This window comes from Mycolicibacterium neoaurum ATCC 25795 (genome assembly GCF_000691525.1).
GTDB lineage: Bacteria > Actinomycetota > Actinomycetes > Mycobacteriales > Mycobacteriaceae > Mycobacterium > Mycobacterium neoaurum.
In genome coordinates this window covers 165,638-179,783 of record NZ_JMDW01000008.1, presented here as the reverse complement: position 1 = coordinate 179,783, position 14,146 = coordinate 165,638, and the positions used below count along the sequence as shown (strand labels likewise).

Genomic DNA, 14,146 nt, shown 5'->3' with positions numbered 1-14,146 from the left:
GGTGGTCCGGACTGCGGTCACTGCTTGGCCTCGGCGGCGGCGCGGGCGGCGTGCGGCAGCGCCTCGGCGATTTTCTCGAAGGCGGTCTCGTCCAGTGCCGTCGAGACGAACCAGGTCTCGAAGGCGCTGCACGGCGGGTAGATACCGGCGTCGAGCAGGGCGTGGAAGAAGGCCGGGTAGCGCCAGGTCTCGGTCGCCTTGGCGGTGGCGAAATTCGTCGGCTGCTCCTCGCCGAAGAACACGGTGAGGAAGTTACCCGCCCGCGAGATGCGGTGTGCCACCGACGCTTCGGTCAAAGCTGTGGCGATCAGCGCGTGCAACCGGTCGGCGTGGGCGTCGAGGGTCTGGTAGACGGTGTCGTCGGCGGCCCGCAGGGTGGCCAGTCCGGCGGCCATGGCGACCGGGTTTCCCGACAGCGTGCCTGCCTGATACACCGGACCGAGCGGGGCGAGCCGCTCCATGACCTCGGCGCGGCCACCGAACGCGGCCGCGGGCAGCCCGCCGCTCATGACCTTGCCGAAGGTGAAGAGGTCGGCGTCCACCGGATCCAGGCCGTACCAGCCGGCGCGGCTGACCCGGAAGCCGGTCATCACCTCGTCGGAGATCAGCAGCGCCTCGTGCTCGGCGGTGATCCTGCGCAGCGCGGCGTTGTAGCCGGGCAGCGGTGCGACGGTGCCCATGTTGCCCGGGCTGGCTTCGGTGATGACGCAGGCGATCTGTTCGCCGTGCGCGGCGAAGACCTCTTCGACGGCGGCGACGTCGTTGTAGGGCAGCACGATGGTGTCGGCGGCGGCCGCGCCGGTGACACCCGGCGAGGACGGCAGTCCCAACGTGGCCACCCCGGACCCGGCATCGGCGAGCAGCGCATCGCTGTGACCGTGATAGCAACCGGAGAACTTGACGATCTTGGGCCTGCCGGTGAAGCCGCGGGCCAACCGGATGGCGCTCATCGTCGCCTCGGTACCGGAGTTGACGAAGCGGATCCGCTCGACGGGCGCGACCCGGTCGATGATCTCGCGGGCCAATTCGGTCTCTGCGGGGGTTGGCGCGCCGAAGGACAGTCCGTCGGCGGCAACCCGCTGCACCGCCTCGACGACCTCGGGCCGGGCGTGGCCGAGGATCATCGGCCCCCATGAACACACCAGGTCGACGTACCGATTGCCGTCGGCGTCGGTCAGCCAGTAGCCACCGGCGCTGGTGATGAAGCGGGGCGTGCCGCCGACGGCGCTGAATGCGCGTACCGGTGAATTCACCCCGCCGGGGATCACCGAGGAGGCATCGGCGAACAACGCAGCCGACGCCGAAACGGACGACACGGTGCTGCTCATGGCTTCCAGTCTCCCAGCCCGGGCAAACCCGTCAACTACAGGGTGTAGTGGGCTGCGGCCGGCAACCGATCTTTCGGCCCTTTTCCCAGGTCGCGGGACCATATGATCCATTCATGCGATTCGCGCGCCGACGTGCCGAGTTCAACCGACGTTTCGTCAACCCCGTCGTGCGGCCGTTGGCCGGGCACCTGCCGCTGTGGTCCGCGGTCGACCATGTCGGCCGGCGGTCGGGGCGGCGATACCGCACCCCGGTGACGGCCTTCCCCACCACCGATGGGGTGGCGATCCTGCTGCCCTACGGCGTCGACACCGATTGGGTCCGCAATCTGCAGGCCGCCGGAACGGGCACCGTGGTGATCGGTGGCCGCAGCCTTCAGGTCCGCGATCCGCGTGTGGTGTCGACGGACGAGGCCGCCGCCGTCACCCGTCGGCCATGGCAGCGGCTGCTGCGGACCCTACCGGTCAAGTCGGCACTGTTGCTCACGCGCTCCAGCTGAGCACCGCACCCTCGCCGCGCGTCATCATGCTGCCGGGCTGAACACGCAGCCGGTACGGCGTGAGGCGCAGCACCGCGAAACTCGCGGACGTCGGCGAATCCCAGCCGGGGATGATGGTCGGGTTGTAGCCGAGAGGTTCGGGTGCGTCGACGAACTTGTCCCAGACCGCAGTGCGTGTTTCGTCGTCGAGGTACCACTCGACCAGACAATCGGCACTGCACGTGTCCTGGTTGGGTGCCCAATAGTTCACCGAAACATAGGGATGGACCGCGAGATGGCTTTTCTTGACCGGCGACGGCACCGTCGCGATCCAGCCCAGCAGGTCAATACCGTCCCACTCCCACAACGGATGCAGCACCCGGCTGCGCGGTTTGCCGTCGGCGTCGACGGTGGCCACCGAAGCCCACACGATCGAGTGGGCCATGTTCACGAACGCGGGCGCGGTCTCGGAGAGGGTCACTCCGTCACTTTAGGTGCCTCATCCTTGCCGTAGATCGGATTTCCGTCGTCGTCCAACCAGTCGTTGACGGCGGTTCCGGTGACGGTGCCGTCACTACCGGGCAGCACCGCCGTAGGGCGGGGTTCGTCGTAATCGCCGAAGATGTCCTTGTTTTCCGGGTCGGCGTCCGGGTGATCCGTCTTCTCGGGATCCGGTGCTTGTGTCATTACCCCCGGCTGCCCGCTTATGTGAGCTACGAAACACTCACGCCGACACCGATCGCAGCGCGGCGGGCAGACTGGGCAGGAAATGCCTGGTGGCGAAGGCACGGACCTCGTCGGCGGTCTGCAACGGCTGCACGCTCGGCAGCAACAGGACCATCGCCGCGTAGCGCAGGATGGTGTCGGCCAGATCGTTGACCGCGGGTGCGCCGATCCGGTCGGCGAAACCCTCGGGGAAGATGACCCGCAGTGCGGCGGCCATCCGTTCCACCGCCGCACCGTAGTGCCGATGCAGCAGTTCCTGGGCGAGCGCGGGGTCGTCGACGATCATCTGGTTGAGGACCCGGTGCCGGCGAAACCGCATGATGGACAGCGTGAACGCCTCGACATAGTAATTCGCCTGCGGCTTGGCGCTTTTCAGCTCCGCGGCGATATCGGCGAACAATGCCACATTCTCGCGCTCGATGACCGCCCCGACGAGCTCGTCGCGGTTGGCGAACCGGCGATAGATGGTGGTGCGGCTGACCCCGGCCCGGCGCGCGACATCGTCCAAGGCGACCTTCCGGAAGCCATGCCGTTCCAGCTCGACCAGCGCCGCGTCGAGGATCGCAGCCCCGGCGTCAGCCGCGGGCATAGCCCACTCGGGCGAACTTGCTGTAGCGCACCGACATCGGCAACCGGTCCCAGATCCAATTGACCGGCCTCGAGCGCCAGAAGGCGGCGAACCGCTGGTAATTGCGCTCCTGACGTTCGGTCCACGGCAGCCCCAGCAGATCACGCGCCCGCGGCGGGAGGCCGCCGGTGGTCAGGAACGCCGCGACGGGATCGAAGACCTTGGCGATGATCTTCCATGCCGTGGGGTTGACACCCTTCGGGCACGGGAATCCCTTGGTGACGTAACCGACGCCGTACTTGGCCGACTTGTGCGGTACCGCAACCTCATTCATCATCCGGTCCCAGTACTGCACGAACTCGGCGTAGGTCGCGGGCATTGGCCGGTCGCTGACTCCGTAGCGGCGGTACCAGGTCTTGGATTCCAACCAGATCTGTTCACGCTCGGCATCGGTGAGGCGCTTCACGAAGGTGTCGGCGAAGTAGTAGATCTGCTCGACGAAGGTGGCGTGCGCCCAGTAGTAGGTCTCGGGGTCCAGGGCGTGGTAGCGGCCGGCCGGCTGACCGTCGGGGCCGGGCATCGCGCCCTTGATATTGGTGTGGAAGTCGCGCACCTGGGTGCCCGCGTTGTTGTCCTCGGAGCCGTAGACCGTCTTGAAGATCGGCGGGATGGTCCGCTTGAGCCGTTCGGCGGTATCGGAGAAGAACGTGGAGTGATCGAGCACGCCCTGGCCGAGTTCGGCGAGCATGTTCTGCAGGACAGCAGGCCGGGGGCCGATGAGATACATCCGGTTGTCGCCGAAGTATTTCCACACCAGGGAGTCGGGACCCAGGGGCAGCGCATCGTCCAGCGCCTCGGGCGTGTTTTCGACCAGTTCCGTCATGCGAAACAGTGTTACAGATTTTGCACTTTGTTCCAACGTGGTGTGGCGGGGGTCATATCTTGGCTCGTTTCGGCGAACAGGCTGCGCTCGAGCCACGCCAGTCGCGCGCATTCTGCGGTGAGGCAACGACCCTTTGCGCAGACGGCGGATCCCATGCTGATCACCGCCCTTTCGGCACCTTGATCAGCCCATACGCAGTTATCCACAGGGGGCGCGATCGGCCTTGTCACGTCGGTGGGCGCGGGTAGCATAGAACACATGTTCGAACAGTCGGGGTTGTCGGAGCTGAGCGATGAGGAGCTCATCGCTGCGGTCACCGATGCCACCCGCGCCGAGGCGGCCGCGGCGGCCCGGCGGCTTGCGTTGGTGGCCGAGGTCACCGCACGACACTGCGAGGACGAAGACGAATCGTCGGCGTTGAAGTTGATCGACGGGTGGGCACTCGCGAAGGCCGAGATCAGTGCCGCCTGCACCCTCGGTCCCCGGGCCGCCAGCGCCCAGATGCGCATCGCGATGGCCCTGCGTGATCGGTTGCCGAGGACCGCGGAGGTGTTCGCCCGCGGGTTGGTGTCGGCGAAGGTCATCAATGCAATCACTTGGCGGACCCAACTGGTCTGCGATGAGGAGGCGTTGGGGTTGATCGATGCCGGGATCGCCGGCACCGCCCACGAGTACGGGGCGCTCTCGGAGGCCGCGTTGATCCGGGCGGTCGACTTCTGGGTGCACAAGTTCGATCCGATCGCGGTCATCCGCTCCAAGGCCGCGGCCAACGACCGCTACATCGACTTCGGCGACACCGATGACCCCGACGGGGTCGTGTCGTTCTGGGGACGCATGCGCACCACCGACGCCGCGATCAGCGACACCCGCCTCAACGACCTCGCCAACAGTGTCTGCGACGGTGATCCCCGCACCGTGGCCGAACGCCGCGCCGACGCCCTGGCCGCCGTCCTGGCCGGCGCCGAAACCTTGACGTGCCTGTGCGGTGACCCCGACTGCACCGGGTCGGGCAAGGATCCTCGGGCCGGTGCGGTCACCATCTACGTGCTCACCGGACAAGAACCCGACACCGGGCACGGGGCGAAACCAGATGACGGGCCTACGCCCGAGTCGGGTCCGGTGCCTGACACGCCCGATGGCGATGGGGTTGAGGAACAGTCGGTGGCCGCGCCGCCGGCTGAGCAGCCCGCCGCGAAAGAAGGCAGTACCCATCCGCGACCTTCTGATCCGCGCCCCGCTGCCCCGGCCGCCAGCACTCGACCTGGCGTGGGTGCCGGCATCACCCTGGACGGGGCGATCATCCCCGCCCACCTCGTCGCTGACCTCATCGCCGGTGGAGCGAAAGTCCGGCCCCTGAGCAGCGCAACCGACCTGGGCTCCGAACCCCGCTACCGCCCCTCAGCCAAGCTGGCGGCCTATGTCCGCATGACCGCCATGACCTGCTGCTTCCCCGGCTGCGGACAACCCGCCCAACGCTGCGACCTGGACCATGTCACCCCCTGGCCTGCTGGGGCAACCCATCCGGGCAACCTGCGCCCACTGTGCCGTGAACACCACCTACTGAAAACCGTGAAAGTTGGGTGGACCCCGAAAGCGCACCCCGACGGCACCACCACCTGGACCGCCCCGAACGGACACACCTACACGACAAAGCCGCTGGGGCCAGTCCTGTTCCCGCACAACACCATCGACACCCCGATAACAAGAACACGGCACATCACCCTGATCGGGGAGCGCGGCAATCTCGGCGACCGCGAACCCGACATCCCACGACGCCAACGCACCCGACAACACGACCGCCAATACCGCATCAACGCCGAACGAACCCGCAACGCAGGAGAACTCGCCCTCGAAAACGCCCGCGGACAACCGGACTTCTAAGTGCGCGACGCCCGCAATCTGACGATGCCCAGCACCGTCAGCACACCGGCGACGGTGGCGAGCAGCAGCGCCAGCAGGATCAGCGGCGGATAGTAGATGACCGTGGCCACCGTCGGCTCACCCTCCAGAACCGGCGGTAACTCCGCGTCCGAGCGCGATGCCCACCAGCTCAGCACGCAACCGACCAGGGCAAGCAGCGCAGCACCCAATTGGATCATTGCGGTGCGCCTCACGGCATCTGCTCCTCGACCAGTCCGACCAGGGCCGTGCGCAGAGTGCGATGCTTACGAGCCCATGCCTGCCCGGTCCGCTTGTCGGTCAACTTGATACCGATACCGGTCCGGCCGCGCGGAATCCCGCTGAGCTCACCAAAGGCGCGGTAGGTCTGCCACTTCTCGCTCTCGCCACGCTTGAGCTCCGGATAGATCTGCACGATATCGGCGATCGGTATCCGTTCGGTGCCCTGGCGCAACGTCGTCGGCGTCAACTCCACCGAGGTGTGGATACGGGCGGCCTTGATCTGGATCGCCAGGAAACCACTGACCAATATGCAGAACACCGCGGGCACGCCCAGGCGCCATCCGGCACCGCCGGACACCTGGATCAGCGCCATTGCCAACCCCGCGATCGGACCGGCCAGCAGCCACCACCAGGTGCCGCCGGGCTCGTGGAAGAGCACCTGTTCGGCACGCGGCTCGGTCGGACCCTTGTCGATCGGTTCGTCCTCGGTCATTGCATGTCCAAAAACCAGTCCGTGGCCGCCGGCCGCATGAACAGGGTGGCACCGATGGCCACCGGAACCACCCCGAACAGGGTGGGCAACGTGATGGTGAACGGAGCCAGCAGCGTCAACAGGAACACCATCAGCACGACCGCCGCGGCCATCACCACGACCGACCGACGGAATCGCAGGTCGCCATTGCGTGCGCGCCCGGCCAGGAAACTCAGCGCCATCCCGACCACGGCCCACAACACACTGAGCCCACCCAACAGGATCCGCAGGTTCTGGACCGTCTCGGGTGACACGTCCTTCCCGAACACCGCGTCCTCGGCACTCACCGCCACACTCAGGCCCAACAGGCCACCCGACAGCAGCAAGACCGAGCCCACCAGGACCAACCAGAATGCGATGTTGACGATGCCGGGACGCGCGGGTGACGAGGGTGCGGTCATGATCCCGGCAGCCTAGCGGGTGAGGTATTCGTGGGCGTCCTTGCGGTGCAGCAGCACCACTCCGCCCAGTATCAGCACCGAACCCACGATGGTGCAGGCCGCGTACCCGAAGGCGGCCACGGCAGCACTGCGCTCGACGGTGAACAGACTGGTCACCGTATAGACCACCGCGGTCAGTCCGCCCGCCGTCAACAACGTGCGGGGCCAGCGGTAGCCGAAGCGCAGTAACCAGGTGAACGCGGCGACGACCGCGGCAATCACGACGACGAACAGCACCGACGCCGCGTAGATGTACCAGGCCACCTCGATGGGTGCGGTGAAAAGATCGATCAGGTAGCCGAGCACCATCAGGATCAGTGCGGCCGCCCACAACCAGGCACCGGTGTCGACGTCTTCCGGGCGCACGTTCTCGGCAGGGGCAGGCTCGGTCACTTCAGCCAGCCGGCAGCCTCGGCCGCCCAGTAGGTGAGCACGATATCGGCGCCCGCCCGGCGGATGCTGGTCAGCGATTCCAGTGCGGCGGCCCGCAGATCGATCCAACCGTTGGCCGCGGCGGCGCTGATCATCGAGTACTCCCCCGAGATCTGATACGCCGCGACGGGCACCGGCGAGATCTCCGCAGCCGCGGCCACCACATCGAGATAGCTCATGGCGGGCTTGACCATCACCATGTCGGCACCCTCATCGATGTCCAACGTGACCTCGTGCACGGCCTCGCGCGCATTACCCGGATCCTGTTGGTAAGTACGCCGATCGCCGGACAGGCTGGAATCCACGGCCTCCCGGAACGGGCCGTAGAACGCCGAGGCGAACTTCGCCGCATACGCCAAAATCGCGACGTCCTCGTGCCCCGCCTCATCCAGACCGTCCCGGATGGCCGCGACCTGGCCGTCCATCATGCCGCTGGGCCCGACCACATGAGCACCGGAATGCGCCTGTGCGACAGCTAGTTTGACGTACTGATCGTTGGTCGCGTCATTGTCGACCCGGCCGTGTGCATCGAGCACACCGCAATGACCGTGATCGGTGAACTCGTCGAGGCAGGTATCGGCCATCAATACGGTGGCATCACCGAGGTCGCCCGCCAGGTCCCGCAGCGCGGCGTTGAGCACACCGTCGGGATCGATGCCGACGCTGCCGGAGGCATCCTTGTCCTGCGCCTGCGGAACGCCGAACAGCATCAGCCCGCCCACCCCGGCGGCCACCGCGTCGGCGGCCGCACGACGCAACGAATCACGGCTGTGCTGAACGACTCCCGGCATCGAGCTGATCGGGCGTGGCTCGGTCAGCCCGTCGGCGACGAACATCGGCAACACCAGGTGCCGGGGTTCCAGCGTCGTCTGCGCGACCAGCCTTCGCATCGCCGGCGTGGAACGCAGCCGACGGGGACGATGTCTGGGGAAACCCATTTACCGGCGGCGGCTCTTCTTGCGCGGCGGCGGCAGTGCCCCCTCGGCACGCAGCCGGGCGGCGTGCTCGGCGAGCGCCTCGACCAGCGGGCCGACCGCGGCCGTCTCCGGCTGCACATCGACGCGCAGGCCGAATTCGACTGCCGTCTCGGCGGTCTTGGGACCGATACAGGCAACGATGGTGCGCGCGTGCGGCTTACCAGCGATGCCGACCAGATTGCGGACCGTCGAGCTGGAGGTGAAGCAGACCGCGTCGAACCCACCGGTCTTGATCATCTCGCGGGTGTGCGCCGGCGGCGGGGCCGCACGCACTGTGCGGTAGGCCGTGACATCCTCGATTTCCCAACCGCGTTCACGCAGACCCTCGGCCAGCGTCTCGGTCGCGATATCGGCGCGCGGCAACAGCACCCGGTTCACCGGATCGAAGATCTCGTCATACGGCGGGAACTCGTCGAGCAGGCCCAGCGAGGACTGTTCACCGGCGGGCACCAATTCGGGGTTGATACCGAAGGCACGCACCCGATCGGCGGTGGCCTGACCGACACAGGCGATCTTCACACCCGAGAACGCTCGGGCGTCCAGACCGAATTCGTTGAACTTCTCCCAGACGGCGCGCACGGCGTTGGTGGAGGTGAACACCACCCACTGGAACCGGCCGTCCACCAAACCCTTGACGGCCCTTTCCATCTGGGCCGGGCTACGCGGCGGCTCGACGGCGATGGTGGGCACCTCGACCGGCAGCGCGCCGTGGGTGACCAGCCGGTCACTCATCTCGCCGGCCTGATCCTTGGTGCGCGGCACCAGCACGGTCCAGCCGTACAGCGCCCGGCTCTCCCACCAGTTCAGCTTCGCGCGGTTGGCGACCGTCTTGCCGATCGTCACAACCAGCGGACCCGACAGCGGGCCCGGCGTGCCACCGGAGGGCTCGGCCGCGTTCAGGATCGCCTTATCGCCGAGGCCGACCAGCGTGGTCTCCACCGAATGCTGCTGGCAGGTGGTGCCGTGCGCGGTGATGACGGCCGGGGTGTTCTCGGCGAGGCCGTACTCGACCAGGGTGCGGGCCGCATCGGCCAGGTGGCCGGCGGTCGCGTGCAGGATCAGCGGCCCGGGGGCGGCGGCCAGTGCGGCCCAGTCGACGTTCGGGTCGCGCACATCGGCGACCGTGTGCGACGAGCCCAGCGGCAGGCCTGCGTAGGTCGGCACGGCGGTGGTATCCGGCAGGCCCGGCACGATCTCGAAGTTCAGCTGGGTCCGAGCCAGCGCATTGACCTCGGCGATCACCGCGTCCACGGACAACGGATCACCGGCGACCAGGCGGACGACGTCGACGCCGTTTCGCGCCTCGGCGGCCAGCGTCTTGGCCACCTCGGCGGGATCGCCCAGGGCCGGTCGCACGTCGGGACCACCAGGCACCACCGCGGCGACGGTCTCACCGTCGGGCGTCTCGGTGGCGGCGGGCTCGGGACCCGAGGTCGGCGGCAACTCGGAACCGGCCAGCGCCAGCACCGACTCGGGCACATCGGGATCGGTGAACACGGTGGCCGCATTGGCGAGCACGGTCCGCGCACGCGTTGTCAGCAGGCCCGGATCACCTGGGCCGGAGCCCACGAATGTGATGCGGCCGGGCCGAATCTTGCGGCCCCGGTTACCTGCGTGCCCAGTCATCTGTCACTCCCAGCGTCTGCCAACACGTCGCGTGCACCCAGTTCGAACAACTCCGCGGCCACCGAGAGCCCCAGCTCCCGTGCCCGCTCGGGAGTCCCGATACCGGACGCACGGATCACGTCGGATCCGTCCAGCGCCGCCACGCACGCGCGCAGCGACAGCTCTTCGAAGACGCGGCCTTCCTCATCGATGGACTCGACCACCTCAGCGATGGCACCCACCGGTGCGGAGCAACCCGCCTCCAGTTCGGCGAGCAGGACACGTTCAGCGATGACCGCGGCGCGCGTGTCGGCATCTTCCAACTCCGCCAATGTCGCGACGAGGTCGGAATCCGCGGCACGGCATTCGACCGCGAGCGCCCCCTGAGCCGGTGCCGGCAACATCTGCACCGGTTCCAGGGCCTCGGTGACAACGTCCAGCCGTCCGATGCGGGCCAGGCCCGCTCGGGCGACGACGACGCCGTCGAGATCACCGCTGCTTACCCTGTTCAACCTGGTGTCTAGGTTGCCTCGTAGGGGGCGGATTTCCAAACCGAGACCCAGTGCTCTAAGCTGCGCGGCCCGTCGCGGGCTCGAGGTACCGATCACCGAGCCCGCCGGGAGCTCACCGAGCACCAGTCCGTCACGCGCCACCAGCGCGTCCCTGGAGTCCTCGCGGGGCGGCACGGCGGCGATGGTGAACCGTTCGTCCCGGGCGGTCGGGAGATCCTTGTAGGAGTGCACGCAGGCGTCCACCTCACCGTCGGCCAGCGCCTCGCGCAGCGCCGCGGTGAACACACCGACGCCGATATCGGCGATCGGGCCCTGATTGCGGTCGCCCTCGGTGGAGATGATGACCAGTTCGGCTTCGTGTCCGTTGGCGATCAACGCGTCGCGGACGAAGCCGGCCTGGGTGGTCGCCAGCAGGCTGCCCCGGGTGCCGATTCGGATCACTGAGTATCGGTATCTGATGCGATCAACGGCAGTTCGCCGCCGGCTACGGCGTCGACGGCCTGCGGGTCGAGTTCGAACAATTCGCGCAGCGCCTCGGCGTAGCTGTCCCCGCCGGGCGCCCCGGCGAGCTGCTTGACCCGCACGGTCGGGGCGTGCAGAAGCTTGTCGACGACCCTGCGGACGGTGCGGGCCACCTCGTCACGATGCGTGGAATCCAGCCCCGGCAGCCGGTTGTCGAGGCGCAGCAGCTCGGCCTCGACGACGTCGGCGGCCCGCTGACGCAGCGCGGTGACCGTGGGGGTGACCTCGGCCATCCGCTGGCCGGCCAGATAGTTGGCGACCTCGTTGGCGACGATGGTGCGCGCGGCCTCGGCATCCGAGGACGCCGCGCGGGCCCGCGGTTCACGCTGGATGCGCTCCATGTCGATGACGTGGACGCCGGGCAGACCGTTGACCGCGATGTCGATATCGCGCGGCATGCCCAGATCGCACATCACCAACGGCCGATCGTCGTCGTCACGGGCGGCCAGCGCATGGTGCACGTCGGCGAGCGTCATGACCGGGCGGACCGCACCGGTGCTGCTGACCACGACATCGGCGGTGGCCAGCACCGCGGCGACATCATCGAGCAGATAGGGGTGCGACGCCACGCCGAGATCGGCGATGTTCTGGGACAGCCTGCGGGCGCGCGGCAGCGATCGGTTGACGACGTCGACACGTTCGACACCGGCGCGGACCAGATGCTTGGCGGCGAGGGCACCCATCGCGCCCGCACCGACGACCACAGCCCGGCGACCGGCGAGGCCACCGATGCGCCGTTCTGCCATCTCCAGCGACACCGACACCACCGACGCGCCGGCCGAGTCGATGCCGGTCTCGCTGTGTACCCGCTTACCGACGGACAGGGCGCGCTGGGCCAGTTCGTGCAAGGTGCGGCCGACGCTGTGGTTGGCCTCGGCGGCGGCGTAGGCGCGGCGCACCTGACCGAGCACCTGCTGCTCACCGATCACCAGTGAATCCATCCCGCTGGTGACCGAGAAGAGATGCTCGACGGCGGCCTCGGCGTAGCGCACATAGGCATATTTGGTGAGGTCGTTCAGTCCCATGCCGGAGCATTCGGAGAGCACCTGGCCGATGACGGACAGGCCACCGTGGAACGCGTCGACGACGGCATAGATCTCCACCCGGTTGCACGTGGAGAGCACCATGGCCTCGGTGACCAGCGACGACTGCAGGAGCTGATCGACGATCTTGGCCTGGTCGGCCTCGTCGGTGCTGAGCTGCTCCAGGACGGAAACCGGCGCACTGCGGTGCGACACTCCGAATAGCAGTACGCTCACGGCATCATCACCCAGATTCTTCCCGTCACTCGCCCTAGGCCACGGTCCAAAGTAGCCTTTACCTGCGCAGCGACCAAATTAGCTGAGATCTTTTCGTAACTGCGCTTCGTCGACCTCCCAGTAGCTGTGTTCGACACCGTCCAGGAGCACCACCGGCAGCCGATCGCCATACTCGGCGCGCAATGCGGGCTGACCCGCGTCGGCGGCGACGTCGACATCGACCGACTCCCACTGCACGCCCAGTTCGGCGGCCAGTGCGTCCAGCGTCGCGGCGGCCGCCGCGCACAAGCTGCATCCGGCACGTGTGAGCAACAACACCTGATGGTCCACGCCCCCAGTATCGGCCCCCGGTGACTTAATGTTGAACGGTGTCCGACACGCCTCCGCCGCCACCGCCGGACCTGACCGCGGCGGCGTTCTTCGACGTCGACAACACCTTGGTGCACGGATCATCGCTGGTGCACTTCGCCCGCGGGCTGGCCGCGCGCAAGTACTTCACCTACCGCGATATCGCCGGGATCATCTACGCGCAGGCCAAGTTCCAGTTCACCGGCAAGGAGAACAGCGACGACGTCGCCGAGGGCAAGCAGAAGGCGCTGGCGTTCATCGAGGGCCGTTCCACCGCCGAACTGGTCGAGCTCGGTGAACAGATCTACGACGAGATCATCGCCGACCGGATCTGGCCGGGCACCCGCGCACTGGCGCAGATGCACCTCGACGCCGGCCAGCAGGTGTGGCTGGTGACCGCGACGCCATATGAGCTCGCCGACACGATCGCCCGTCGGCTCGGCCTGACCGGCGCGCTGGGCACCATCGCCGAATCCGTCGACGGCGTGTTCACCGGCCGGCTCGTCGGGGACATCCTCCATGGCGCGGGCAAGGCCCATGCGGTCCGCTCCTTGGCCATCCGCGAGGGCCTCAACCTGCGTCGATGCACCGCCTACTCGGACAGTTTCAACGACGTGCCGATGCTGTCGCTGGTCGGCACCGCGGTCGCGATCAATCCCGACGCGGCGCTGCGCGATGTGGCCCGCGAGCGGGGCTGGGAGATCCGCGACTTCCGTACCGCCCGCAAGGCGGCCCGCATCGGAGTGCCCTCGGCGCTGGCCCTCGGTGCGGTCGGCGGGGCCCTGGCCGCGGTCGCCTCTCGCCGCGACGCCGGTCACTGAGCGCCCGCACGGTAGGCTGACCCGCCATGGGCATTGCCGAAGAGATCGTGGGAACCCACTACCGGTACCCCGACTATTTCGAGGTCGGCCGCGAGAAGATCCGCGAGTTCGCCACCGCGGTCAAGGATGAGCACCCCGCCCACCACAGCGAGGAAGGTGCCGCCGAGCACGGTCATGACAGCCTCGTGGCCTCGCTGACGTTCATCGCGGTCGCCGGGCGGCGGGTGCAGCTGGAGATCTTCAACCAGTTCGATGTGCCGGTGAACCTCGAGCGGGTGCTGCACCGCGATCAGAAGCTCGTCTTCCACCGCCCGATCAAGGCCGGCGACAAACTGTGGTTCGACTCGTACCTGGATTCGGTCATCGAATCGCACGGCGCCATCCTCACCGAGGTGCGCGCCGAGGTCACCGATGACGATGGCAATCCGGTGCTGACCAGCGTCATCACCATCCTCGGAGAGGCCGAGCACGAGGGTGAGGCCGACGAGGTCACCGCCCAGATCGCGGCGGCCCGGGACGCCTCCATCGCGCGGATGGTCGCCAACCAGAACAGCTAGTTGTGAGTTGAGATCGACATTTTTGTGGTCTCAGGACGC

18 protein-coding genes are annotated in these 14,146 nt (G+C 67.7%); 4 read left to right on the top strand and 14 right to left on the bottom strand.

Annotated features, from left to right (window positions below; translation table 11 throughout):
- Positions 1–17 precede the first annotated feature (17 nt).
- Positions 18–1,316 (bottom strand): glutamate-1-semialdehyde 2,1-aminomutase, encoded by a 1,299-nt coding sequence (gene hemL / locus IC40_RS0108310; protein ID WP_036469758.1) that lies wholly within the window; start codon positions 1,314–1,316, stop codon positions 18–20.
- A gap of 125 nt (positions 1,317–1,441) precedes the next feature.
- Here hemL and IC40_RS0108305 point away from each other — a divergent pair, with 125 nt between their 5' ends.
- Positions 1,442–1,825 carry a nitroreductase family deazaflavin-dependent oxidoreductase gene (locus IC40_RS0108305; RefSeq protein WP_030134276.1) on the top strand — a complete coding sequence of 128 codons (384 nt, stop codon included), beginning with the start codon at positions 1,442–1,444 and terminating at the stop codon, positions 1,823–1,825.
- Here IC40_RS0108305 and IC40_RS0108300 read toward each other — a convergent pair.
- Genes IC40_RS0108300 through IC40_RS0108285 form a run of 4 tightly spaced genes read right to left on the bottom strand, consistent with a single transcriptional unit; the run spans position 1,809 to position 3,981 of the window.
- Positions 1,809–2,249, bottom strand: coding sequence for a pyridoxamine 5'-phosphate oxidase family protein (locus IC40_RS0108300; protein WP_042509663.1), 441 nt, complete (start codon positions 2,247–2,249; stop codon positions 1,809–1,811). The two genes, IC40_RS0108305 and IC40_RS0108300, sit on opposite strands and share 17 nt — an antisense overlap.
- A gap of 32 nt (positions 2,250–2,281) precedes the next feature.
- Positions 2,282–2,491: a hypothetical protein gene (locus IC40_RS0108295; protein ID WP_030134274.1), complete on the bottom strand. Its 210-nt coding sequence runs from the start codon at positions 2,489–2,491 to the stop codon at positions 2,282–2,284.
- 37 nt (positions 2,492–2,528) lie between these two features.
- On the bottom strand, positions 2,529–3,119 hold the full coding sequence (locus tag IC40_RS0108290) for a TetR/AcrR family transcriptional regulator (protein ID WP_030134273.1): 591 nt from the start codon (positions 3,117–3,119) through the stop codon (positions 2,529–2,531).
- Positions 3,106–3,981: an oxygenase MpaB family protein gene (locus tag IC40_RS0108285; RefSeq protein ID WP_030134272.1), complete on the bottom strand. Its 876-nt coding sequence runs from the start codon at positions 3,979–3,981 to the stop codon at positions 3,106–3,108. Before IC40_RS0108285 ends, IC40_RS0108290 begins: the two co-directional genes overlap by 14 nt.
- Before the next feature lie 258 nt (positions 3,982–4,239).
- On the opposite strand from IC40_RS0108285, the gene IC40_RS0108280 reads away from it, so the two are divergent.
- The gene (locus IC40_RS0108280; protein WP_030134271.1) at positions 4,240–5,862 is read left to right on the top strand and encodes an HNH endonuclease signature motif containing protein; all 1,623 of its coding nucleotides are present in this window, start codon (positions 4,240–4,242) and stop codon (positions 5,860–5,862) included.
- On the opposite strand, the gene IC40_RS0108275 is transcribed toward IC40_RS0108280, so the two are convergent.
- The 9 genes from IC40_RS0108275 to IC40_RS0108235 all read right to left on the bottom strand — a co-directional run bounded on the left by IC40_RS0108275 (position 5,859) and on the right by IC40_RS0108235 (position 12,711).
- A complete protein-coding gene (locus tag IC40_RS0108275) occupies positions 5,859–6,095 on the bottom strand; it encodes a hypothetical protein (protein WP_234411712.1) in 237 nt (78 codons plus the stop codon). The two genes, IC40_RS0108280 and IC40_RS0108275, sit on opposite strands and share 4 nt — an antisense overlap.
- Entirely contained in the window at positions 6,092–6,595 is a 504-nt protein-coding gene (locus IC40_RS0108270; protein ID WP_030134269.1) for a transport-regulating membrane protein Mce1N, read from the bottom strand. Before IC40_RS0108270 ends, IC40_RS0108275 begins: the two co-directional genes overlap by 4 nt.
- Positions 6,592–7,035: a hypothetical protein gene (locus IC40_RS0108265; protein ID WP_030134268.1), complete on the bottom strand. Its 444-nt coding sequence runs from the start codon at positions 7,033–7,035 to the stop codon at positions 6,592–6,594. The genes IC40_RS0108270 and IC40_RS0108265 overlap by 4 nt, the downstream gene beginning before the upstream one ends.
- A 12-nt stretch (positions 7,036–7,047) precedes the next feature.
- Entirely contained in the window at positions 7,048–7,467 is a 420-nt protein-coding gene (locus IC40_RS0108260) for a hypothetical protein (protein WP_030134267.1), read from the bottom strand.
- Positions 7,464–8,444, bottom strand: a complete 981-nt coding sequence (gene hemB, locus IC40_RS0108255) for a porphobilinogen synthase (RefSeq protein ID WP_030134266.1) — start codon at positions 8,442–8,444, stop codon at positions 7,464–7,466. Before hemB ends, IC40_RS0108260 begins: the two co-directional genes overlap by 4 nt.
- A complete protein-coding gene (locus tag IC40_RS0108250) occupies positions 8,445–10,109 on the bottom strand; it encodes a bifunctional uroporphyrinogen-III C-methyltransferase/uroporphyrinogen-III synthase (protein ID WP_030134265.1) in 1,665 nt (554 codons plus the stop codon).
- The gene (gene hemC, locus IC40_RS0108245) at positions 10,106–11,041 is read right to left on the bottom strand and encodes a hydroxymethylbilane synthase (protein ID WP_030134264.1); all 936 of its coding nucleotides are present in this window, start codon (positions 11,039–11,041) and stop codon (positions 10,106–10,108) included. Before hemC ends, IC40_RS0108250 begins: the two co-directional genes overlap by 4 nt.
- Positions 11,038–12,381 carry a glutamyl-tRNA reductase gene (locus IC40_RS0108240; RefSeq protein WP_030134263.1) on the bottom strand — a complete coding sequence of 448 codons (1,344 nt, stop codon included), beginning with the start codon at positions 12,379–12,381 and terminating at the stop codon, positions 11,038–11,040. Before IC40_RS0108240 ends, hemC begins: the two co-directional genes overlap by 4 nt.
- A 78-nt stretch (positions 12,382–12,459) precedes the next feature.
- Positions 12,460–12,711, bottom strand: coding sequence for a glutaredoxin family protein (locus IC40_RS0108235; RefSeq protein WP_030134262.1), 252 nt, complete (start codon positions 12,709–12,711; stop codon positions 12,460–12,462).
- Positions 12,712–12,749: 38 nt separating this feature from the next.
- On the opposite strand from IC40_RS0108235, the gene IC40_RS0108230 reads away from it, so the two are divergent.
- Positions 12,750–13,550 carry an HAD family hydrolase gene (locus tag IC40_RS0108230; RefSeq protein WP_019513813.1) on the top strand — a complete coding sequence of 267 codons (801 nt, stop codon included), beginning with the start codon at positions 12,750–12,752 and terminating at the stop codon, positions 13,548–13,550.
- Positions 13,551–13,576: 26 nt separating this feature from the next.
- The gene (locus IC40_RS0108225; RefSeq protein WP_030134261.1) at positions 13,577–14,107 is read left to right on the top strand and encodes an FAS1-like dehydratase domain-containing protein; all 531 of its coding nucleotides are present in this window, start codon (positions 13,577–13,579) and stop codon (positions 14,105–14,107) included.
- Positions 14,108–14,146: the final 39 nt, after the last annotated feature.